Below are 21,643 nucleotides of genomic sequence, written 5' to 3'. Positions count from 1 at the left end.
CTTACCGACGACGGTGGCGACTGCGGCGCCGCGGTGGCTGCACCGGCCGACCCCGGTCATCGCGCGCCCATAGGAAGACCAGCAGCGCAGAGATCAGGCCCGCACCCAGGAACAGCATGGACCACCGGGTAAACATGCGTGTACCTGAGGGGCGTCGCGGGGCGTTGGCGAAAATAGTGCGTGCCTCGCCGCCTTCGACAACCCAGCTGGCGCTGTCACCATTGATCTCGCCATTGGAATTCGTCACCGGGCCAGGGAAGTTCATGGTGACCTGCATCCTGGTGTCCGGGCCCTCATTGAAATCGGCGTAGCCGGTCATGGCGTTATTGCCGTCATTAGTGGGCTCGAGTTCGACCTCGACGTGGCGGGCACTGGCTTCGGCGACGGTGCGGGCAAGGTCGTCGAAGGGCACGTCGTACAGCTTCACAGTCATGACATTGCGCCCATCCTCGAGGGAATCCTCAGTGCGCATTATTTCCGATAAATGCGACGGGGGACGCCAGTTGGTGGGGTCGATCTCGCTGCCGACGGGGGCGGAGACCCGAACCGTGCCGGTGACCTCGTCTTCAGAATCGAGGGTGAGATCGGCTTCGGCATCAACACAGCCGGTCAAAAATGTGCCAGCGGTGATAGCCGCGACAGCGCCCAGGGCGATATGGCGTCGCTTCATCGCTGGTTCCTTTCGGGTGTCGACTGATGATGTGTGGTCGGTGGAGTAGCGGTCAGTGGCAATTCCGCGCCGAGGATTGCGAAATAGCGTGGATCGCCGGGGAAGCGGAATTGGCGTAGTACGTCGGTAAAGCCTAGACGGCGATAGAGCCGCCATGCACGATTGTCCTCACCAGTTACCTCTGGAGTCGATAGCAGCACATACCGTTCCGGCCTGGTGCTCAGTAACCGGCGCAACATGCGCTCGCCGAGACCATGACCCTGATGATCGGGGTGGACATGGATTTCGGACAGCTCTGCGTAGTCATTCATGATTGCGTGGATCTCATGCAGTGAACGCTGATTGGCGGCTAGCCCACCGCGGACCTGCTGATTCCACCACTGGTGGCCGGCGCCGGAATGGCTGTAGGCCACTGACACAAGCGGGTAGCGAGGATCTCGGGCGGCCACCTCAGGCGGCACTGATGGTGGGTGCAAGATACCGCCTACGGCAGCCCAATTGGGTTCATTTTGTTGCTGTACCCAGGCGCGCATGCGGTCCGTTCTGATGGCAGGGTTATAACCCATCGCGTCGATATAGATATCGACGGCTTCCTTCATCCGGCCCCGGAGTACTTCGCGGGGCAGCGCAACCACGCTGTATTCCACGCGTTTAGTGAACCATGAGTTATCGCTTTCGTGGGGCGAGCCCAAGGAATTTCTGCTGAAGAACACAAAATCGCTCGAACATGCGTTCTAATTTCGAACAGTTAGGCGATGGTGATGTCCGGACGCTTCCTAAAGTGAGGTGCACCGGAGCACAAGCCCGGCACAGCAGGAGGAGGGAATATCCAATGGCATATATCTACGATTTCAACTCGGCTGGCTTCCGTGAACAGTCTCAGGTCATGGCTCCTGGCGGCAATATTCGCCTGTGCCTGGATTACCTCCAGCGGGGAAGCGCTGCGCTACGCGAAGCACGCACTGCTGAAACCGCTGATGCAATCGAGCTGGCATATCTCGCTGCGGTGCGCGCGGCCAGTGCGGCGCAGGCGTTGCGCCCACCACGTAAGCGGTATCGGAGTCGGGTTATCTGGGCGAAGCTGCGACAAGTCGCCCCGGAGTACACCGACCTTGCGGACTTCTTCGAGGAGCGCGACTATGCCTGCGAGCGCGTGCGGGTCGGGATGGATCGCAATCCCTCGTCTGATTTCGCTAGAGAGCTGATCGATGCCGCGGCTGATTTCCTAGCCCGGGTGGAGCTGGAGTCTGGAGTTTTGCCTCTGGCGGCCTGATTTTCCAGCGACTGGGCGACATCTGGTTAGTGGCACGTACACTTAGGGCAATGAGGCGGCAGTTGCTCCCGGGAACAAATACGTGACTGCGGCCGTTAAATGAGGAAAGAGGTCTGTTGTTGACCGCTATCCAGTAGTGAGTCGACAGTTGGAGGGAAACCATGGCGTTATCGGAGCAAGAGCAGCGGATGCTCGATGAGATCGAGTCCGCGCTCCATGCCGAAGATCCGAAGTTTTCGTCGACGATGTCGAGCAGCATTTTCGACGAACGCTCCGGGGTAGCTACCCGCGGCCTCAACATCCAGTCGCTCGCTATCGGCGTGCTGGGGTTGGCGCTACTGCTTGGCGGTGTGGCGCTTGCGCAGGTGAATCTTTGGTTCCTCGCGCTATCGGTGGTTGGCTTCCTGGCTATGTTTGGCGCCGGTGTCTGGGCTATGACTGGCTCCGGCGATGTGAAGGCATCGGCCAAGAAAACGCAGAAGGTAAAGTCCGCCCCTCGTCGCGGTAATGGCGGTAACTCCGGCCCGGGCTCCATGGAATCCCGTTTCCGCGGACGCTTCGGATAACCCACCTCGACCCTTTACAGCCCGCCTGCACGGTATGTGCAGGCGGGCTTTTCTGTGTCCGGACAACCTGCAGTGGCCGCCATAGGCGCTGTTGATAGGGGTGTTTTTGGGCGGGCTCTGAAAATTTCCCACTTTGCCCCACCAGAATCACCCACTTCGTCCCACTAGGGCGGTTGGGGCTCGATGGTCTGTAAAAATTGGGGCGAATTTGCACTGATGTGACGCCAGATACGAAGCGTGTCAAGTAAAAATCCGGCTGATTTTTGAGGTTTTTGGGACTTTGCCCCATTGCCAGGTGCCGCGTGTAGATCTCTCAAAAATGCTAAATAACTTGGTGTTTCGCCGTTAGTTGACCCTGCTGTCAATGTGGAAAAGAGGTACCTTCCACAAAAACGTCCGCTGTGTCGGGTTGTTGGTGGGGGATAGTGGGGTACAGTGGGGCGTGATGTTGGACCAGTGGACTGACATCACAGGAAAAAGACCCATAGCTGAACACGACACACAGACTCACCGGACGCGAGTGCGACCGGGCAATACACGGGGAGAGGAGCCGGCGACATGTTTCTCGGCACCTACACCCCAAAGTTGGATGACAAAGGCCGCCTGACGCTGCCAGCGAAGTTCCGCGAGGACCTCGCCGGTGGACTGATGGTCACCAAGGGCCAAGACCACTCTCTAGCGGTCTACCCGAAGGGCGAGTTCATCGAACTAGCCCAGCGCGCTACGAAGGCATCCCGCACGAACCCTCGTGCACGTGCCTTTATTCGAAATCTGGCGGCCAGTACTGACGAGCAGCGCCCCGATGCCTCGGGACGCATCACGCTCTCAGCTGACCACCGCGAATACGCCCGGCTGACGAAACAGTGCGTAGTGATCGGCTCGATCGATTTCCTGGAGATCTGGGACGAAGAGTCCTGGAACGCCTACCGGGCGGAGCACGAGGAGAACTTCTCCGAAGCAGAAGACGATGCGCTCTTCGACGTGCTCTAGCTACTCGGAGGCTGGGAGCGTCCGCAAGGACTCTGCCTGGCTGGGCCCTGGTGTACTTCCCCGACACCAGGTCCTGGTCGGGCAGGGCCCTGTGCACGCTCCCTCATTTATCAAGGACAGCTTTTAGGTCCAGCTCAACACTTTCGGGAGGAGGGAGCATGACCGGTACAGATGACAACCGTCGCAGTGGTGAACACGGTCATGTCCCCGTCATGGCGGATCGAATCGCCGACCTCCTCACCCCAGGCATCGAAGCCATGGGCGATAAAGCCGTAGTCCTTGACGCCACCCTCGGCGCCGGTGGACACACAGAGCACCTGCTGCAGCGTTTCCCATCAGTCCACATCATTGGTCTTGACCGCGACCCAGTAGCCCTCGGCGGCGCGGTAGGGCGCCTATCCGGTTTCGGTGACCGTTTCGGTGTCGCCCAGGTTCGCTTCGATCAGCTTTCCGACGCAATCGCCGACGGTGACGGCGCCGTTTTCGAATTAGCACGCGCTCATGGCCTCGCCGGCGCACTATTCGACCTTGGCGTTTCCTCAATGCAGTTAGATCAGGTGGACCGTGGTTTCGCCTATCGGGTCGACGCGCCACTAGACATGCGCATGGACCCCTCCGGCCCACTGACTGCCGCTGACGTACTTAACACCTATTCCCACGGTGAACTCGCCCGTGTGCTGAACACCTATGGCGAGGAACGCTTCGCTGGGAAAATCGCCTCGGCCATCCTGCGGGAACGCGAAAAAGAACCATTCACGACCTCGGCACGCCTCGTGGAGTTGCTCTACAGCACTATCCCGGCTGCCGCTCGCCGCTCGGGAGGCCACCCCGCCAAGCGCACCTTCCAGGCGTTACGCATCGAGGTCAACCGCGAACTCGAGTCCATCGAGAACGCACTGCCAGCCGTCTGCGATGAACTAGCCGTCGGCGGCACTGCTGTGTTCATGAGCTACCAGTCGCTCGAGGACCGCATTGTGAAGGCCTACTTCGCCAAGCGGACCACGTCGACGACGCCACCGGACTTACCGATGGAACTCCCCGGCCACGAGCCGTCATTCAGGTTGGCGACTCGTGGGGCGGAAAAAGCCACCAAAGACGAAATCGAACTCAATGCCCGAGCAGCTCCTGCCCGGGTGCGGGCGATTACCCGAATCCGGCAGGACTCGGCGCCGCCAACGCTCCGCAAACCATAACCAGCACCACAACCAGCACCAGCATTAGCAGCGCAGCCGACCAGGGGAGAAATACCATGGCAGCCACTATCACCGCCGGGCCCCGCCCAGGGGCCCAATCCGGCGTAGCCACGCCAGCCCGGCCGCGTCCGCGCCGTGCCTACCGACGCCGCTTGGGTTCACGCCAGGTCGTCACGGTCCGCGGACGGCGGATCACCCGCGACCTTGACCAGCGTGTTGGCGGCAAGCTCGCCCTCATTACCTGTGCGCTAGCTGTCGTCGCGATCGTCGTCGCCCTGGTGCTTTCTGGTCTATCCACACAGACCTCCATGCAGATCTCCGCCGCCCGCGATAAGGAACAAAACCTCACCGACCAGGTGGAGGTTCTCGAACGCGATGTGGAGTACCTACGCTCTACCGCCGAGATAGCCCGACGCGCCGCAGAGATGGGCATGGTTAACCCAGACCAGCCCGCCATCCTGGCCAAGGACAATAACGGCGCTATCGTCGAACTTCGCCCCGGCGAAGCGGAAACCCGCGGCATCCTCGATGTCAACGGTGCCCCCATGCGTCCGGATAAGCCGACCTCCGACCCGGCTAAGACCGATAATGTCCCGGGCCTGAGCGGCAACCCACGGCGTGGTGCTTCCGGTGTGCCCTACGCCCCAGGCGGTCCGGACACGGGTAACGCCCCCGCACCGGCACCGGCCCCGGCACCGGCGCCCGCGCCGGCACCTGCTCCCGCCCCGGCTCCGGCTCCTGCTCCGGCCCCTCGTGTCGAGCAGCCGCAGCCAGCTCCACCGGCCCCGGCCCCGCCAGCGGCGAATCCCCCCGCCCCGGCAGTAAACTAACCCGCACATGACGGCTGCGTAATACAGCGCACTAGTCCCCTCGGAGGTGCCCGATGACTCCCCAGTCCGGAGGCGATCGCCGGTACCAACGACCAGGTAGCGACGGTGCCCGCGGTGCCGGGCGATCCCGTGCTACGGATCGCTCCCGGCGAATCACTGCACGCGAGAACACTCGAGCGCAGCGCGACACCGGTGCCCAGCGCACCGGCACCACCCGCCGCAGCATGAGCAGTGCATTCGCCGCGGCGAACCAGATGGGCAGCACCAAAGCTGATTTCCCCACCCGCCGCCGTTTCGTGCAGATAGCCGGCATTCTCGTCGTCCTCGCCCTCGTCGGACGGCTGGCCTGGCTACAGCTTGTGGCCGGCCCAGAACTAGCCGAACTAGCCGCTGAACAGCGCACCGTGGTGCTGGTCGATCCTGCTCGTCGCGGCAGCATCAATGACCGCTCCGGTAACGCGATCGCCTTCACAATGGAGGCCCGCTCCATCACCGTGCACCCCAATTCACTGCGTGACTATATGGAGGAGCGCCACCGACTGTGGCCCGATGAAGCCGCTGAGCCAGATGAGCGGATGAAGCAGATCGCCGACGAGCTGCCGGGCCTTATTGGGGTGCGCGACCTCGACGCAATCGACGAACGCACCGGTGGCCGTCGGCGTGCAGGCGCCAGCGCCAAGGAAGAAGAAGGTGCCGCGCCTACGCCCGATGACATCAGCTCCACAGAAATCCTCAAAAAGCTTCAGGACGAGAAGTCGACCTACGAGGTTTTGGTGCGCAATGTCGACCCCGATAAGGCAGCCGCGGTAGTTGAAAAATTCCCCGAACTTGTTTCCGAGCGCCAGGACATTCGTCAGTACCCCAATGGGGCAGTGGCGGCCAATGTCGTCGGCAAGATCGGCATGGACGGTGTAGGCCAGTTCGGTTTCGAAGCCGCCCGGGACGCCAAACTTCAGGGTGTCAACGGTGGCCGTACTGTCGATATCGCCGCTAAAGGTTTCGCAATTCCGGGTTCTACCCGCGATGTGCTCAACCCGATTGACGGCACCTCCTATGACCTCACGCTCGATATTGACATGCAGTACCAGGTGCAGCAGCAGCTCGAGCAGGCCAAGACCAACTCCGGGGCGAAGAACGCCGCCGCGGTGGTGCTCGATGCGCATACCGGTGAAATCCTCACTATGGCCCAGGCGGGTACCGCGAACCCCAATCGGGATATTGGCGCCGAAATTGACCGTGGCCGCGATATCGGAAATATCGCTGTGACCAGCCCCTTCGAGCCTGGTTCGGTGGCGAAGATTATTACCGCCGCAGCTGCTATTGAAGACGGCCTGACCACCCCAGATGAGGTGCACACTGTCCCCGGCAGTATCGATATGGCCGGTGTGACTGTCCGCGATGCCTGGGAGCATGGCGACGTGCCGTTTACCACTACCGGTATTTTCGGCAAGTCCTCCAACGTCGGCACGCTCATGTTGGCTGAGCGAGTAGGCCAGGACCGTTTCGCTGAGATGCTGGGGCTTTTCGGCCTGGGCCGCAGCACCGGTGTGGAACTTCCCGCTGAATCTCCAGGCCTGGTGCCTAGCCGCGAGCAGTGGTCGGGCGGCACATTCGCTAACCTGCCGATCGGGCAGGGCATGGCGATGTCGCTATTGCAGATGACCAGCGTGTATCAGACGGTGGCTAATGATGGTGAGCGCATCCCGCCGCGCATCGTCGAGTCCGCCACCGCGCCGGACGGTACCGTCACCCGGGCGGAGCGTCCCGAGGGCATTCGTGTGATGTCCCCGGAGACCGCCCGTACGGTGCGGGAGATGTTCCAGGCCGTGGTGCAGTCTGACCCCACGGGGGTGCAGATGGGTACCGGCACAGAAGCTGCGGTGGAGGGCTACCAGATTGCGGGTAAGACCGGTACCGCCCAGAAGGTGGACCCGAATACCGGCGCCTACTCGAATTCTCAGTACTACATCACTTTTGCAGGTATCGCCCCTGCGGATAACCCGCGTTTTGTGATCGGCATCATGCTTGATGAGCCGGTGCGTGGTGTGCATGGTGAGGGCGGCCAGTCTGCGGCTCCGTTATTCCACGACATTGCGACGTGGGCGTTGGATAAGTACAACGTGCCGCCGTCGCCGAAGCAGGAGGGGCAGTTGGTCCTCCAGGCTGATTAGTTCCACCACCCGCCCGACATCGTGACCTGACATCAAGGAGAAACCATGAGCGTCACCCTGAACCTCCTCGCGGAGATCGCTGGTGCCACCCTGCATCCCGCTAGTGCCGGTGATCTGCAGGTTTCCGATATCGGCATTAATGCTGCCGAGGTGCCTGCCGACGGTATTTTCGCCGCGGTGCCGGGCACGCGGTCGCATGGCGCCCGTTATGCCCACCAATCGCAGGGGGTGGCGGTGCTTACCGACGCCGCCGGCTACGAGATATTGCAGGAGGCCGGGGACCCGCCGCCTGTTCTCCTCGTGGATGAGGTGCGCCCAATTCTTGGCCGTGTCGCCGATGCTGTCTATGGGCACCCGTCGGCGGAGATGACGGTTATCGGTATTACGGGTACGTCCGGCAAGACCACTACCACGTACTTGTTGGAGGGGGCGTTGATGGCCGCGGGCCGCCGGGTGGGGCTGATTGGCACTACCGGTACCCGCATTAATGGCCGCACGGTGCCTTCCCATTTGACCACTCCGGAAGCCCCGGAGCTGCATAAACTTTTCCGCACCATGGCTGATGAGGGCGTGACCCATGTGGTGATGGAGGTTTCTTCGCATGCTGTGATGTTGGGCCGGGTGGGTGGTTTGGCTTTTGATGTCACTGCCTTTTTGAACCTTTCGCAGGATCATCTCGATTTCCACGACACGATGGATGAGTATTTCGCCGCTAAGGCGTTGCTTTTCGATCCTGCCGGGGACCTGCATGCACCGCGCACTGTGATCTGTACTGATGATGCCTGGGGGCAGCGGATGGCTGAGCTTGCCGACGGCCCGGGCGTGAGGGTGACTACTGCAGCGACTATGGCGGCGAACCCGCCGGTGGAGGATGCGGATTGGGTGGCCGGCCCGCCGGAGGTTGCCATCAATGGGCTCCAGCATGTTGTGGTGCGCGGCCCGGAGCGCGATGTTGACCTTGAGGTTCCGCTTCCTGGTGCGTTCAATATTGCTAATGCGACGGTGGCGTGGGCGTTGCTTGATGCTGTTGGTTGCGCCACTGATGAGGCCCGCGCTGGGCTTTCCGACGTTGCCGTGCCTGGCCGGATGGAACGTATTGATGAGGGCCAGGATTTCTTGGCTGTTGTCGATTATGCGCATAAGCCGGCTGCTGTGGGGGCGGCCCTGGATACCTTGCGGGACCACCTCGATGGCCGGTTGATTATTGTGTTCGGCGCTGGTGGCAATCGTGATCGGACCAAGCGCGCGAAGATGGGGGCCGAGGCGGTCCGGGCTGCCGACGAGATCATCATTACCGATGACAATCCGCGTCATGAGGACCCGGAGGCTATTCGCCAGGACATCATCGCAGGCGCGGAGGAAGCTGCAGCACGCCGCGGCGATGGCCAACGGCCGAGGATTCATAATATTGCTGGTCGAGCTGCGGCTATTGCGGCAGCAGTGCAGTTAGCCGGCCCCGGTGACGCGGTGATTGTTGCTGGTAAGGGGCATGAAACCGGTCAGGATGTGGGCGGGCACATGCACCCCTTTGATGACCGTATTGAGTTGCGCCGCGCCCTTCGCGATGCACGAGGAGACCAGAAGTGATTACTCTTAGCGCGCAACAGATCGCCGATATCACCGGCGGCACATTGCACAATATTGACCCCGGGACTGCGGTCGCCGGCCCTGCTGAATTCGATTCCCGCGCGATCACCCCGGGCTGTATTTTCCTGGCGCTGCCGGGTGCCCGTGTGGACGGGCACAGTTTTGCTGAGGCCGCCGTAGCCGATGGTGCTGCATTGGTGCTGTCGTCGCGTGTTGTTGACGCGCCGTGTTGCGTGGTGGAGCCGCTGGGGCCGCAGAGCTCGAATAGTGATGCCTTCGCCCATGACCCCGATGGCGCTGGTGCGGCGGTATTGGCTGCACTGGGTGCGCTGTCCCGGCACACCATCGACGTGCTTGCCGACGATGGGCTCACCGTCATTGGGTTGACCGGCTCGGCCGGTAAGACGTCGACGAAGGACATGGTGGCGACTGTGCTGCGCACCACGGGTCCGACCGTTGCCCCGCGTGGTTCTTTTAATAATGAGATCGGTCATCCCTACACGGCGTTGCAGGCCACCCCGGAGACGAAATTCCTCGTTGCTGAGATGTCTGCGCGCGGGATTGGGCATATTGCGCACTTAGCCCAGTTCGCTCCGCCGCGGATCGGTGCGGTCCTCAACGTCGGCAGTGCCCATGTGGGCGAGTTTGGTTCCCGCCAAGCCATTGCCCAAGCCAAGGGCGAGTTGGTGGAGGCCCTGCCCGATGCTGCCCATGGTGGGGTAGCGGTTCTTAATGCGGATGACTTGCTGGTCACCCCGATGGCCGCGCGTACTGAGGCTGCGGTGGTGACATTCTCCGCGGGCAGCCATGAGGCCGATATCCGGGCCACCGATATTGAACTCGATGATCTTTCCCGGGCTAGTTTCACGCTGCTGACCCCCGATGGCACTGCGGGCCGGGTTAACCTGCAAGTGTTCGGCGCCCACCAGGTTGAAAACGCTTTGGCGGCTGCTGCGGCAGCACGCGCGGCGGGCATTAGTGACGGGTCGATTGTGGCGGGATTGAGTGCCCATACTGCCGCCTCGGCGCACCGGATGGATGTGCAAACCCGCGCTGATGGGCTCACCGTCATTAATGACTCCTATAACGCTAATCCTGAGTCGATGCGCGCTGGTATTGATGCCCTATCGCGTACGGCAACAGCTCGCGGGGGCCGTGCGATTGCGGTGCTCGGTGAGATGGGGGAGCTCGGCGATAGCGCCGAGGTAGAGCATCAGCGCTTGGCTGGGGTGCTGGCCAGGCGTGGTGTGCACCATCTGGTCGCGGTGGGGGATTCGCCTGCTGTGCGCGCCCTGCTGGCAACTGCTGAGGATGCGGGTATAACCAGTGTGTCCGCACCTGATGTGGACACAGCGGTGCGCGCAGTGACTGATTTAGCGCAGCCGAATGACGTCGTGCTGGTCAAGGCGTCGTATGCAGGTGGTTTATGGCGAGTAGCCGAAGGTGTACTCGCCGATGAGCGAAACGACGAAGGGGCACAGAAATGACCCAGCTCATGCTGAGCGGCACAGTCGCATTCATTGTCTCGGTATTTCTCACCCCGGTACTTATCCGGCGGTTCTCCGCCGTCGGTATCGGCCAGGAAATCCGCGAAGAAGGGCCGAAGAGTCACCTGCGTAAGCGTGGTACTCCCACGATGGGCGGTATCGCCATCATCGCGGGCATTGTTGCCGGCTATATCGCAGCCCATATCCTCGGCCTGGTCACCGTTGGTTCCGGGCCGACCGCCTCGGGCCTGCTGGTGCTGTTCCTCACCTTGGCGATGGGTGGACTGGGCTTTGCTGATGACTTCATCAAGCTGCATATGGGCCGTAATCTCGGCCTGGATAAAAAAGCCAAGCTGCTCGGCCAGCTCGCGGCTGCACTGATTTTCGGCATCCTGATCCTGCAGTTCCCGAACCACCTCAATATCACCCCGGGTTCTACGCACCTGTCGTTCATCCGGGACTTGCAGACCTGGGATATCGCTATTGGTGGCGGGATTATCGGCACCATCATCTTCTTGGTCTTTGTTTTCCTGGTGATTGGTGGCTGGTCCAATGCGGTCAACCTCACCGACGGTCTTGATGGCCTCGCCGCCGGCACGATGTCGCTGCTATTGGCCTGCTACTCGGCGGTGTGTTTCTGGCAGTTCCGGTACAGCTGTGGTGAGTCCGTGGTGCAGGGCTGCTACACGGTGCGCGACCCGTTGGACGTGTCGTATCTCGCGGCGGCTGGCCTGGGTGCCTGCTTAGGCTTTTTGTGGTGGAATGCCGCCCCGGCGAAGATCTTTATGGGCGATACCGGCTCGTTGGCCCTGGGTGGTCTCGTCGCTGGTTTGTCCTTTGTCACCCGCACCGAGTTGCTCATGGTGGTCGTCGGTCTGCTGTTCGTGCTCGAGCTGCTGTCGGTGGTCATCCAGGTCGCTGTTTTCCAGACCACCGGTAAGCGCCCGTTCCGGATGGCCCCGCTGCATCACCACTTCGAAAACGGCGGGTGGGCTGAGACCACCGTCGTTATCCGCTTCTGGTTGCTCGCCGCTATTTTCACCATCACTGGTTTCGTTATTTTCTATGGCGATTGGCTGATTGAGACAGGATTGCTCTAATGACCAGCACCACCACCGCCCCTTCCACTCCGGCCGACGCTGAGCTGCTGAACCTGGTGCGCTCCGGGCGCATTATTGTGGCGGGCGCTGGTGTCTCCGGCGCCGGTATCGCCGGGATTGTGCACGATATCGGTGCCACGGACATTGTCATTGCCGATGACAACACCGAACGCGCCACTGCGTTGGCGCAGCGTTATGGCGCCCAGGCCTGCACCGTCGACCAGGCCTGCGCCGACCTAGGCAGTACTTCTTTGGTGGCGGTGTCGCCGGGATGGCGGCCCGATTCGGCCCTGCCCAGTGCCGCGCTCGCCGCTGGGGTGCCGGTTGTGGGCGAGGTTGCCTTGGCCCGTGCTGGTGATAGGGCCGGTATCTGGGGTGCGCCGCGCACTTGGCTGGTGGTTACCGGCACCAACGGTAAGACCACTACCACCGGGATGCTCGCCAGCATTCTCGGTGCCCGCGGTCAGGCTGTCGGCAACATTGGTGTTGCCCTGCATGAAGCGTTGACCGCCAGCCCCCGGGTGGAGATCCTCGCCGCGGAGCTATCCAGCTTCCAGTTGCACTGGGCTCCGCAGGTGCGTCCCGACGCTGGCGCCTTGCTCAATCTGGCGGAAGACCATATTGATTGGCACGGCAGCTATGCCGAATACGCCCGGGCGAAGGCACATGCCTTAACCGGTGATATCGCCATTTATGGCGCCGAGGATGATGACGTTGAATCCACCGTCGAGCGGTTGCGTGCCGACGGTGACCTCGCCCCGACCGTGGTGGGTTTTACCGCCGGGGTGCCTGAGCCAGGCCAGGTCGGCGCGGTCGATGGCTGGCTGGTGGATCGCGCATTCGCCGACCAGGACTCGGAGGAGGGCACCGGGATCATTGCCACCTCGGAGATCACGCCGCCGGGGGTGCGTGGTGTGCGCAATGCCGCCGCAGCTGCCGCGCTGGCCCGGGCTGTTGGCATCGATGCGGACACTATTGCCGCAGGGCTGCGGTCTTTTGAGGTAGCAGCGCACCGGGGCCAGATTGTGCACCGTTCCCACAACGGCACGGTGGCGTGGTGCGATGACTCGAAGGCCACGAATCCGCACGCCGCAGACGCTGCTATGGCTGGGGTGGACAATTTCGTGTGGGTCGCCGGTGGTCAGCTCAAGGGCGCTGATATCACCGATGTGGTCAATACCCACGTCGCCCAGATGTCTGCGGCAGTGTTGCTTGGCCAGGACGCGGCAATCATCGCCGATGCGCTTCGCGCGGCCCGGCCGGACCTTCCGGTGACTGTGATTGATGATACTGACCCCGAAGCCGCGATGCGTGCGGCCTGCGCTGCGGCCAGCGCAGCAGTGACCCCCGGTGGGGTAGTGCTGTTGGCCCCTGCCGCGGCCAGCCTGGATATGTACACCGGTATGTCTCAGCGTGGTGAACTCTTCGCCGCCGGTGCGCGCGAAGCTACCGGAGAGGATGTCTGATGAGTCAGCGCGCAACAACACCTGAGTCCGCATCGGCTGATACATCCAACAACCGGATGCACTCCTTCATGGAGAAGGTGTCGGATTACACGTCCCGGCCGCTGTTTGACTACCACAGTCTGTTGTTCATCACGGCGATGCTCACCGGCTTCGGCTTGGTGATGGTGTTGTCGTCCTCGATGGCGATCTCCGGTGATGAATCCGGCAGCGTGTGGGCTATTTTCCTGCGTCAGGCGATTATGGTCGCCGTCGGCCTGGTTCTCTTTGCCCTGGTGTTGCGGATGCGCATTGATACGGTGCGCTCTTTGGCGACCCCATCGCTTGTGGTTTCTTTTGGTTTGCTGTTTGCGGTATTGGCCATGGGTGTGGGCCTGGAAGAAGTTGGTGCCCAGTCCTGGCTGGCCATTGGCCCGGTGAATGTGCAGCCCTCCGAGTTCGCCAAGATCGCTTTGGCCCTGTGGGGCTCGAAGCATTTGGCGCAGCGGATGCGTACCGCACGCACCCAAACTGAGCTGTATGGGCTCTACGCGGTGGTCTCGGGCGTCATTTTGGTGCTGGTGATTCTACAGCGCGACCTGGGTATGGCTGCCTCTATTGCCATCGTGGTGATGCTGCTGGCACTGTTCTCCGGTTTGCCGTGGCGTATTTTCGCCGGTGTCTGTGGTGCTGCCAGTGTGTTCTTTGTTTTCTTCGTGCTGCTGGAGGGCTTCCGTTCGCAGCGCATCATGGTGTTCGTCGACACCTTATTCGGCAGGTTCACCCAGACCCAGGCCAGTGGCTACCAGTCCTATCAGGGCGTGTTGTCGCTTGCCGACGGTTCCCTCACCGGTGTGGGGCTGGGCCAGTCGCGTGCGAAGTGGTTCTACTTGCCGGAGGCGAAGAATGACTTCATTTTCGCCATCATCGGTGAAGAAACCGGGTTCTTCGGTGCCGCCCTGGTGATTTTGTTCTACGCCGCCCTGGGCTGGGTGGGTTTGCGCATCGCAATGAAGCAGGCGGACCCGTTTTTGAAGTTGTTGGCCGCGACGCTGACTACTGGCACGGTCATCCAGGCTTTTATCAATATCGGCTATGTCGTGGGCTTGCTGCCGGTCACTGGTCTGCAGCTGCCGTTGATTTCCGCCGGCGGCACCTCGGCTGTGGTGACGTTGGCGGCGATGGGGCTTCTGGCTACCTGCGCTCGGCATGAGCCAGAGGCGGTTTCTGCTATTCAGACCAGTGGCCCGCCGCTTATCGATCGGTGGTTGGCGCTGCCGGAGCCGTTGCCGTATGAGCCTTCTCGTACGGGTACCGGTGCTTCCCGGGCGCATCGGCAGCCGCAGCGTTTTGGTCGCCCGGTGACCCGCCCGGATGAGGATGAATTGTCCCCGCAGGAGTTTTCCCGCCAGCGGCGCAATCATCCCGTCCCAGAGCCTGCGGGGCAGTGGGAACGCCGCTCGCCGCGCCGCAGCCCTTCACGGGCAGGTCGGGAGGCGGCCCGGGAATCGGTGCGTGATTCTGGCCGCAGGGGCCAAACACCTGCGCGCCAGCCTCGTTCCCGCGGGGATAACCGGGTCACCCGGGATGCGTTGAATCCGCGTGCCCATCGTGATTCCGATCTCGGCCGGGATGGCCGTGGCAGTGCCTCACGGAGCCGGTACGGTGAAGTAGGCCGCCGCAGTACCCGTCGCGGTGGCGGATCCAATGGGCCGGCTGCGGGACCGGACAGGAAAAGAAGGTGACTGCGAACAGCATGAACACCCCAACCCACGCACCGTCCATCGTCGTTGCCGGCGGCGGCACCGCTGGTCATATCGAACCGGCGATGGCTGTTGCCGACGCAATTATTCGCTTGCGTCCCGACGCTAAGGTCACCGCCCTGGGGTCCCCGCGCGGCTTGGAATCGACTCTTGTGCCTGCCCGTGGCTACCAGTTGGAACTCATCCCGCCGGTGCCGGTTCCCCGCAAAATCAACCTTGACCTGGCCCGCCTGCCATTTCGGGTGCTCAACGCGGTGCGCGCCACCCGGGCGGCGCTGCGCCGGGTAGAGGCTGATGCCGTTATTGGTTTCGGTGGTTATGTCGCGGCCCCGGCTTATTTGGCATGCCGGGCTGGCCGCAAGATTCCCTTCGCTGTACATGAGGCCAATGCCCGCGCCGGTTTGGCCAATAAGCTTGGTGGCTGGTTGGGTGGCGTGACCATGGCGGCGGTACCGGGTTCGGGTATTGACGCTGAGGTCGTCGGGATTCCGGTGCGCGATTCGTTATCGCACGTGGACCGCGAGCAACTGCGCGCTGAGGCTCGTGAATTCTTTGGCCTGCCCGCACAAGGCCCGGTGTTATTTGTCACCGGCGGCTCCCAGGGGGCGCGCAGCATTAATGACGCGGTTGTTGCCGCCGCCCCGTACCTGCGTGCAGCCGGGGTGGCTGTGCTTCATGCCCACGGGAAAAACAACGAGGTCAGCGTCGGCAAGCCAGACGGTGACCCGATGTATGTCACCCGCTCGTATATCGATCGGATGGACCTTGCTTATGCCGCGGCTGATCTTGCGCTGTGTCGCTCTGGTGCGATGACGGTGGCGGAGGTGTCCGCGACCGGGTTGCCGGCGGTGTACGTGCCGTTGCCGCATGGCAATGGTGAGCAGGCACTTAATGCCACCAGTGTTGTTGAGGCCGGTGGTGGCATCATTATCAATGACCACGACCTTAACCAGGCCACAGTGCGCGATAGCGTTATCCCACTGTTGACCAACCCAGAAAAGCTCGCGGAGATGTCCGCGGCAGCATCGGTGGCCGGTTCCCGGGACGCGGCCGATACCATTGCCCGCCGAGTGTTGCGGCTGGCGGGGGTCGAGGTCCCCGTCGGTGACAACACCATCGGAATGGCTTAAACTCACTCCACTTCGCGCACCCCGCTACGAAAGGCAGGCACCATGACCAGCGGATCGAATACCGCCAGCGACGCATCGGCAACCGGCGGCTCGCTGCCCGCCAGTGTGCACATGATCGGTATTGGCGGCGCCGGCATGTCCGGTGTTGCCCGCATTCTTCTCGCTCGCGGTGTCACCGTCAGTGGTTCCGACATGAAGGAATCTCGTGCGGTGGTGGGGCTGCGCGCAATGGGGGCGCATATCGCCGTCGGCCATGATGCGGCCAACCTGGATCTCGGTGGGGAACCCGAGGCGGTCGTGGTGTCTTTCGCCGCCATCCCGGAGACCAACCCGGAGCTTGCTGAGGCACGCCGCCGTGGGGTGGAGGTGTTGAAGCGTTCCGACGTGCTGGGCATGTTGATGCAGGACTACCGGGCCCTGCTTATTGCCGGCACCCACGGCAAAACATCGACGACGTCGATGGCAGTGGCTGCGCTGCAGGCGGCGGGGGCGGACCCGTCCTTTGCTGTTGGTGGCCTGATGTCGAAGGCTGGGGTCAATGCGCACCACGGCACGGGGGATGTGTTCATCGCCGAGGCTGATGAGTCCGATGCCTCGTTGCTGACGTATCGCCCGCAGGTTGCGATTGTGACCAATATTGAGGAAGACCACCTGGACTTCTTCGGCACTGCCGACGCCTACTACCAGGTCTTTGATGATTTCGCCGATCGGGTGATTGAGGGCGGCACCTTGGTGGTGTGTGTGGAGGACCCGCGTGCTGCGGAGCTCGGTGAGCGCGCGGTGGCCCGCGGGATCAGGGTGCTCGGTTATGGCGGTGCGGAGCACCTCGCCAAGCACCCGGATATCCCCGCTGGTGCGGTGCTCGGTGGGTGGAGCTCCACTGGCGCAGGCGCTGAGGTCACGGCGACGGTGCTGGGCGAAGACACTGTGGTGCACCTGCAGCAGCCTGGTCGACATATGGCGCTGAATGCGATTGCCGCTCTGCTTGGGGGCCGTTGTGTTGGTGCCGATTTGTCGCGCATGTCTGCTGGTCTGTCGGACTTTACTGGTGTGCGCCGCCGTTTCGATTTCCACGGCGTGATCAGCGAGGGTGAGTGCGCCGGGGTGCGTGTGTATGACGACTACGCCCATCACCCCACGGAGGTCCGTGCGGTGCTTGGGGCCGCCCGTGAGCTGGTGGCCGAGGCCGGTGAAGGTCATGTCATCGCGGTATTTCAGCCGCACTTGTACTCGCGTACGGCAGCTTTTGCCGATGAGTTCGCCGCGGCTTTGGATATTGCCGATAGTGCCGTCGTGCTTGATGTTTTTGGTGCCCGGGAGGAGCCGATGCCGGGCATTAGTGGCGCCACCATTGCCGATAAGACCACGGTGCCGACGGTGTACGAACCGCATTTCACCGCCGTGCCGGCGCGCGTGCGTGAGATCGCGGGACCAGATGATGTCATTCTCACCATCGGTGCGGGCAGTGTCACCATGCTTGCCGACGAGATTCTTGGGGAACTGCAGTGAAACGACTCGGTGGGGTAGTCCGGCGCAGCAGAGTGCTGTGGGCCGTGGCCGCTGTGGTCCTCGTGGCGATTATCGGGTGGGCCGTGTTGTGGTTCACCCCGGTCGCCACTGTCGCCACGGTGCGAGTCGAGGGCGTGAAATACGCCCAGCCCGCCGAGATCACCGAAAGTTCTGGTGTCGTTGAAGGCCAGAAGATGCTGCGCATTGACCGTCGGCACGCAGCTGAGAATGTGGTGCGGCTGCCGTGGGTGAAACGCGCGACGGTCAGTCGCAGTTGGCCCAGCACTGTTGTTATTGAGGTTGTGGAGCATTCACCCCAACTTTTTATTCGCGGTGAGCCTGGTCAGGACCGGTTGATTTCGGCCCAGGGGGAAGTTTTCCTCACTGCCGCTGCACCTGAGGGGACCACGGAATTGGTGACCCCGCCGGAGCAGGAGGCTGAGGTAATCCCGGCAGCGCTTGAGGTGCTGGGGAAATTGCCTAAGGAAGTACGCGAACAGTTGGTGCGTATTGATGCGCCGTCGCCGACAGCAATGACTGTTGTTCTTGTTGATGACCGGCTGTTTTATATCGGTAGTGAGGATTCCGCGGCCGATAAGGGCATCGCGATTCGCGATGTGATGGGCCGGGAAGAGAACAACTGGAATGTGTCGAACCCCGAGCAGCCTGCGGTTCGTCCCTAAATTGGCGCGGGCCTCGGCCGGGTGCGGTGCGCCGATTGTATCCCTCAAGTGTTACTTGAGGGTAGCGACACGCCGCGCTGGTAGTTCTCGGCGCAGCACCGGTCTATGAACGATGATGTCTTGTGAGCAAGCACGGGCACGCACAGCAGCACTAAAGGAAGGGCGAGCACACTTATGACCTCCCCGAACAATTACCTCGCCGTCATCAAGGTCGTCGGAGTCGGCGGCGGCGGCGTCAACGCCGTTAATCGCATGATCGAGGAGGGCCTCAAGGGCGTCGAGTTCATTGCCATCAACACCGACTCCCAGGCACTGATGTTCTCCGATGCCGATATCAAGCTTGATATCGGACGTGAGAAGACCCGCGGCCTCGGCGCGGGCGCTGACCCCGAGGTCGGCCGCGAATCCGCTGAGGACCACAAGGACGATATCGCCGCAGCCCTCGACGGCGCCGATATGGTCTTCGTCACCGCAGGTGAAGGTGGCGGCACCGGCACCGGCGCGGCCCCTGTGGTCGCCTCCATCGCCAAGAAGGCCGGCGCACTGACCGTCGGCGTGGTGACGAAGCCCTTCTCCTTCGAAGGTCGCCGCCGCACCAAGCAGGCCCTGAGCGGTATCGAAACCCTCAAGGAGGCCTGCGACACCCTCATCGTCATCCCGAATGACCGGCTGCTGCAGATCGGTGAAGCCAATATCGGCATGATGGAAGCCTTCCGCTACGCCGACCAGGTGCTGCTCAACGGTGTGCAGGGCATTACTGACCTCATCACCACCCCGGGCATGATTAACGTCGACTTCGCCGACGTGCGCTCCGTGATGTCGGGTGCGGGCTCCGCCCTGATGGGTGTGGGCGCCTCACGTGGCGATAACCGCGCTATGGCCGCCGCTGAGATGGCCGTGAACTCGCCGCTGCTGGAAACCGCCATGGACGGCGCTACCGGCCTGCTGCTGTCCTTCGCTGGTGGCTCCGATATGGAGCTGCTCGAGGTCGGCGAGGCGGCCGCATTCGTTGAGGCCAAGGCCGACGAAGACGCCAACATCATCTTCGGCACCATCTTCGATGACAACCTCGGCGACGAAATCCGGGTCACCTTGATTGCCACCGGCTTTGATGCCCCCGTGGCCCAGGCCCCGCAGTCGCGCAATGAAGCCGCCAACCCGCGCCAGCAGGCCACTGCAAGCACCAGCCTGCCCGGCGGCGACAACCTCGGCGATGATGCCGATGCCGGCCGTGAGCAGGAACGTCAGTCCTACGAGCGCCAGGTCGGCAACCAGCACGATTCTGAGCGCCGCGCCCCGCGCCGCTCTGGCGGACTGTTCACCAACAGCTCCGATGATTCCCGTGATGCGCGTCGCGAGCGTCGCTATGACGGGCCGGACTCGGGTCGTCACCGCGATGAGGATGATGGCCTCGGCCTCCCGGGATTCCTGTGACCCCCAGCACTAACCGCAGCACCCGCCGCGTCCGAAAGGTTCTCACCACTCGGCGCGGCGGGTGTTCTGCTCCGCCCTATGACAGCTTCAACCTGGGCATGCATGTCGGCGATGACCCAGATGCGGTGCTGGAAAACCGCCACCGCCTCGCCCGTGGTCTAGGGCTGCACCCCAGCCGGCTGGTGTGGATGGACCAAACCCACTCCACTCATCTTGCGGTGGTGGGCAAGCCGCAATCTGCGCCGGTGCCCGATACGGACGCGATCATCACAACCTGCCCCGATCTTGCGTTAGTGGTGCTGGTTGCCGATTGTGTGCCGGTGTTGCTTTCCGACGAGGACGCCGGTGTGATCGCAGCCGTCCACGCCGGGCGGCAGGGGGCGCGCAATGGGATCGTCGCGGCCACTGTTGAACGCATGGTGCGACTAGGTGCTGATGTGTCGCGGATACATGCTTTGCTCGGGGCGGCGGCTTCGGGCCATTGGTATGAGGTGCCCGAGGAGATGGCTGCCGACGTCGAAAAGCATTTGCCGGGCTCGCGCACCACGACTGCGGCGGGCACACCCGGGCTCGATATTCGGGCCGGACTTGTGCATCAGCTCTACGATCTAGGGGTGACCAAGGTCGATAGTGAACCGCGCTGCACCATTGCTGAGCAGGACTACTTTTCGCACCGTCGTGACGGTGTTACCGGCAGGCAGGCCGGGGTAGTGGTGCTGCAGACACAGCGATAGCTGAAAGCCATTCAACACGCCGGTTATTCGGTGTGTCGGAGTCCCCAATTACTGCATTCAAGCTGTACGTTTAGGCACAACACACCGTCGCGACAGGCAACCCCATCTGCCGTTGTGGCACCAGGCACACGACAAAGGACAGACATGGCCGATCTTCTGAACAAGATCAATGACTTCTTCGGGCTCACCCCGGACGCCGGCAAGGTCGATTACGACGACTACGACGATGGCTATGAGCGCCGCGCCGATAGTGGTTATGACGCCCGGTACAGCCGCGACTACGACCGCGAGGACTACGACACCGGCTATGACCGCCGTGATGAGTACGCTCGCGGCTACTCCTCCCGCGGATATGAGCGCGATTATGACGACTACGACGATGATCGTGGCTACACCCCGCGCCTGCAGCCGCTGGCGGAACCGGTTGTCCCGGAGCACATCGAAATCGCGCCGCGCGCGAACTTCTCCGACCGCTACTCCGAGGCCCGCGAAATCGGTCAGCACTTCCGCGATGGCGATATTGTCACCTTCGACCTCTCTGGCCTGGAGATGGAAGAAGCCAAGCGGTATATCGACTTCGCCGCCGGTCTGACTTTCGCCCTGCGTGGCCGCATTGAGCGCGAAGGCGCCACCACCTTCACCATCCTGCCTGAGGGTGTGGAGATGCCGGCTGCTGGCCCCGACGCACTGTCTGTCTAGGTTGTAGCGCGTGAATACTTTCCTGACTTTGGTGCTGATCCTGCTCCAGCTGTTCACCTACCTGCTGCTGGTGCGGATCATCATTGAGATGATCGCCTCGTTCTCGAGGGCCTGGCAGCCGCCGCGCTGGTTCGCTGTGATTGGGGAAGTAATTTTCACGATCACTGACCCGCCGGTGAAGCTGGTCCGCAAATTCATTCCGCCGCTGCCCATGGGTGGGGTTCAGCTCGACTTGTCTGTGCTCGTGCTGTTCTTTGCCCTGTTCATTCTGCAGGTCATCGTCGGTGCGTTTATGTAGCAACCTCGGTACTGCCGGTATCGATGTGACCAAAGGTGATGCCGGCACATCCCGTGTCAGATGGGGCCAATGACATGACGCGGG

General features: G+C 62.3%; 20 protein-coding genes. 18 read left to right on the top strand and 2 right to left on the bottom strand.

All coding sequences use genetic code 11. The annotated features are described in order from the left end of the window. Position 1: 1 nt before the first annotated feature. Both KRX51_RS09955 and KRX51_RS09950 read right to left on the bottom strand, forming a co-directional pair. Entirely contained in the window at positions 2 to 670 is a 669-nt protein-coding gene (locus KRX51_RS09955) for a hypothetical protein (RefSeq protein ID WP_218362991.1), read from the bottom strand. Beyond that, a complete protein-coding gene (locus tag KRX51_RS09950; RefSeq protein WP_370625097.1) occupies positions 667 to 1,317 on the bottom strand; it encodes a GNAT family N-acetyltransferase in 651 nt (216 codons plus the stop codon). The genes KRX51_RS09955 and KRX51_RS09950 overlap by 4 nt, the downstream gene beginning before the upstream one ends. Before the next feature lie 185 nt (positions 1,318 to 1,502). Between KRX51_RS09950 and KRX51_RS09945 the strand changes: the two genes are divergently transcribed. The 18 genes from KRX51_RS09945 (at position 1,503) to KRX51_RS09860 (ending at position 21,559) form a co-directional block, all read left to right on the top strand. Continuing rightward, positions 1,503 to 1,943: an SAV_6107 family HEPN domain-containing protein gene (locus tag KRX51_RS09945; RefSeq protein ID WP_218362990.1), complete on the top strand. Its 441-nt coding sequence runs from the start codon at positions 1,503 to 1,505 to the stop codon at positions 1,941 to 1,943. Positions 1,944 to 2,104: 161 nt separating this feature from the next. Then, positions 2,105 to 2,509: a DUF3040 domain-containing protein gene (locus KRX51_RS09940; RefSeq protein WP_218362989.1), complete on the top strand. Its 405-nt coding sequence runs from the start codon at positions 2,105 to 2,107 to the stop codon at positions 2,507 to 2,509. 558 nt (positions 2,510 to 3,067) lie between these two features. Next, complete coding sequence (gene mraZ / locus KRX51_RS09935; RefSeq protein ID WP_218362988.1) at positions 3,068 to 3,499, top strand: division/cell wall cluster transcriptional repressor MraZ; 432 nt, start codon at positions 3,068 to 3,070, stop codon at positions 3,497 to 3,499. Positions 3,500 to 3,657: 158 nt separating this feature from the next. Beyond that, positions 3,658 to 4,692, top strand: a complete 1,035-nt coding sequence (rsmH, locus tag KRX51_RS09930) for a 16S rRNA (cytosine(1402)-N(4))-methyltransferase RsmH (RefSeq protein WP_218362987.1) — start codon at positions 3,658 to 3,660, stop codon at positions 4,690 to 4,692. A gap of 56 nt (positions 4,693 to 4,748) precedes the next feature. Further along, a complete protein-coding gene (locus KRX51_RS09925; protein ID WP_218362986.1) occupies positions 4,749 to 5,522 on the top strand; it encodes a hypothetical protein in 774 nt (257 codons plus the stop codon). 254 nt (positions 5,523 to 5,776) lie between these two features. Next, positions 5,777 to 7,693 (top strand): penicillin-binding protein 2, encoded by a 1,917-nt coding sequence (locus tag KRX51_RS09920; protein WP_218363037.1) that lies wholly within the window; start codon positions 5,777 to 5,779, stop codon positions 7,691 to 7,693. A 45-nt stretch (positions 7,694 to 7,738) separates the two neighbouring features. After that, positions 7,739 to 9,280: a UDP-N-acetylmuramoyl-L-alanyl-D-glutamate--2,6-diaminopimelate ligase gene (locus KRX51_RS09915; protein WP_218362985.1), complete on the top strand. Its 1,542-nt coding sequence runs from the start codon at positions 7,739 to 7,741 to the stop codon at positions 9,278 to 9,280. After that, positions 9,277 to 10,767, top strand: coding sequence for a UDP-N-acetylmuramoyl-tripeptide--D-alanyl-D-alanine ligase (gene murF / locus KRX51_RS09910; RefSeq protein ID WP_218362984.1), 1,491 nt, complete (start codon positions 9,277 to 9,279; stop codon positions 10,765 to 10,767). The genes KRX51_RS09915 and murF overlap by 4 nt, the downstream gene beginning before the upstream one ends. Next, positions 10,764 to 11,867, top strand: a complete 1,104-nt coding sequence (gene mraY, locus KRX51_RS09905) for a phospho-N-acetylmuramoyl-pentapeptide-transferase (protein ID WP_218362983.1) — start codon at positions 10,764 to 10,766, stop codon at positions 11,865 to 11,867. Before murF ends, mraY begins: the two co-directional genes overlap by 4 nt. Further along, complete coding sequence (murD, locus tag KRX51_RS09900; protein WP_218362982.1) at positions 11,867 to 13,333, top strand: UDP-N-acetylmuramoyl-L-alanine--D-glutamate ligase; 1,467 nt, start codon at positions 11,867 to 11,869, stop codon at positions 13,331 to 13,333. The genes mraY and murD overlap by 1 nt, the downstream gene beginning before the upstream one ends. Continuing rightward, positions 13,333 to 15,054: a putative lipid II flippase FtsW gene (gene ftsW / locus KRX51_RS09895; protein ID WP_218362981.1), complete on the top strand. Its 1,722-nt coding sequence runs from the start codon at positions 13,333 to 13,335 to the stop codon at positions 15,052 to 15,054. Before murD ends, ftsW begins: the two co-directional genes overlap by 1 nt. A gap of 11 nt (positions 15,055 to 15,065) precedes the next feature. After that, complete coding sequence (murG, locus tag KRX51_RS09890) at positions 15,066 to 16,202, top strand: undecaprenyldiphospho-muramoylpentapeptide beta-N-acetylglucosaminyltransferase (protein WP_218362980.1); 1,137 nt, start codon at positions 15,066 to 15,068, stop codon at positions 16,200 to 16,202. A 111-nt stretch (positions 16,203 to 16,313) separates the two neighbouring features. After that, entirely contained in the window at positions 16,314 to 17,711 is a 1,398-nt protein-coding gene (murC, locus tag KRX51_RS09885) for a UDP-N-acetylmuramate--L-alanine ligase (protein ID WP_255549630.1), read from the top strand. Continuing rightward, a complete protein-coding gene (locus KRX51_RS09880; RefSeq protein WP_218362978.1) occupies positions 17,708 to 18,394 on the top strand; it encodes an FtsQ-type POTRA domain-containing protein in 687 nt (228 codons plus the stop codon). Before murC ends, KRX51_RS09880 begins: the two co-directional genes overlap by 4 nt. Positions 18,395 to 18,568: 174 nt before the next feature. Beyond that, on the top strand, positions 18,569 to 19,828 hold the full coding sequence (ftsZ, locus tag KRX51_RS09875) for a cell division protein FtsZ (protein ID WP_218362977.1): 1,260 nt from the start codon (positions 18,569 to 18,571) through the stop codon (positions 19,826 to 19,828). Then, positions 19,825 to 20,562 carry a peptidoglycan editing factor PgeF gene (pgeF, locus tag KRX51_RS09870; RefSeq protein WP_370625096.1) on the top strand — a complete coding sequence of 246 codons (738 nt, stop codon included), beginning with the start codon at positions 19,825 to 19,827 and terminating at the stop codon, positions 20,560 to 20,562. Before ftsZ ends, pgeF begins: the two co-directional genes overlap by 4 nt. 144 nt (positions 20,563 to 20,706) lie before the next feature. Beyond that, positions 20,707 to 21,261 carry a cell division protein SepF gene (locus KRX51_RS09865; RefSeq protein ID WP_218362976.1) on the top strand — a complete coding sequence of 185 codons (555 nt, stop codon included), beginning with the start codon at positions 20,707 to 20,709 and terminating at the stop codon, positions 21,259 to 21,261. Between the two features lie 10 nt (positions 21,262 to 21,271). Then, positions 21,272 to 21,559: a YggT family protein gene (locus KRX51_RS09860; protein WP_218362975.1), complete on the top strand. Its 288-nt coding sequence runs from the start codon at positions 21,272 to 21,274 to the stop codon at positions 21,557 to 21,559. Positions 21,560 to 21,643: the final 84 nt, after the last annotated feature.

This window comes from Corynebacterium sp. TAE3-ERU12, assembly GCF_019209905.1.
In the GTDB taxonomy this organism is placed as follows: domain Bacteria; phylum Actinomycetota; class Actinomycetes; order Mycobacteriales; family Mycobacteriaceae; genus Corynebacterium.
Note: the sequence above shows the minus strand (reverse complement) of the source record. Positions and strands in the feature narration are given on the sequence as shown.

Excerpts from the sequence above, each read along its gene's own strand:
- KRX51_RS09940 (WP_218362989.1), top strand. The coding sequence starts at position 2,105 with ATGGCGTTATCGGAGCAAGAGCAGCGGATGCTCGATGAGATCGAGTCC.
- ftsZ (WP_218362977.1), top strand. The coding sequence starts at position 18,569 with ATGACCTCCCCGAACAATTACCTCGCCGTCATCAAGGTCGTCGGAGTC.
- KRX51_RS09865 (WP_218362976.1), top strand. The coding sequence starts at position 20,707 with ATGGCCGATCTTCTGAACAAGATCAATGACTTCTTCGGGCTCACCCCG.
- KRX51_RS09945 (WP_218362990.1), top strand. The coding sequence starts at position 1,503 with ATGGCATATATCTACGATTTCAACTCGGCTGGCTTCCGTGAACAGTCT.
- KRX51_RS09915 (WP_218362985.1), top strand. The coding sequence starts at position 7,739 with ATGAGCGTCACCCTGAACCTCCTCGCGGAGATCGCTGGTGCCACCCTG.
- KRX51_RS09920 (WP_218363037.1), top strand. The coding sequence starts at position 5,777 with ATGGGCAGCACCAAAGCTGATTTCCCCACCCGCCGCCGTTTCGTGCAG.
- ftsW (WP_218362981.1), top strand. The coding sequence starts at position 13,333 with ATGAGTCAGCGCGCAACAACACCTGAGTCCGCATCGGCTGATACATCC.
- murD (WP_218362982.1), top strand. The coding sequence starts at position 11,867 with ATGACCAGCACCACCACCGCCCCTTCCACTCCGGCCGACGCTGAGCTG.
- mraY (WP_218362983.1), top strand. The coding sequence starts at position 10,764 with ATGACCCAGCTCATGCTGAGCGGCACAGTCGCATTCATTGTCTCGGTA.
- KRX51_RS09955 (WP_218362991.1), bottom strand. The coding sequence starts at position 670 with ATGAAGCGACGCCATATCGCCCTGGGCGCTGTCGCGGCTATCACCGCT.
- rsmH (WP_218362987.1), top strand. The coding sequence starts at position 3,658 with ATGACCGGTACAGATGACAACCGTCGCAGTGGTGAACACGGTCATGTC.
- KRX51_RS09925 (WP_218362986.1), top strand. The coding sequence starts at position 4,749 with ATGGCAGCCACTATCACCGCCGGGCCCCGCCCAGGGGCCCAATCCGGC.
- murG (WP_218362980.1), top strand. The coding sequence starts at position 15,066 with ATGAACACCCCAACCCACGCACCGTCCATCGTCGTTGCCGGCGGCGGC.
- mraZ (WP_218362988.1), top strand. The coding sequence starts at position 3,068 with ATGTTTCTCGGCACCTACACCCCAAAGTTGGATGACAAAGGCCGCCTG.
- murC (WP_255549630.1), top strand. The coding sequence starts at position 16,314 with ATGATCGGTATTGGCGGCGCCGGCATGTCCGGTGTTGCCCGCATTCTT.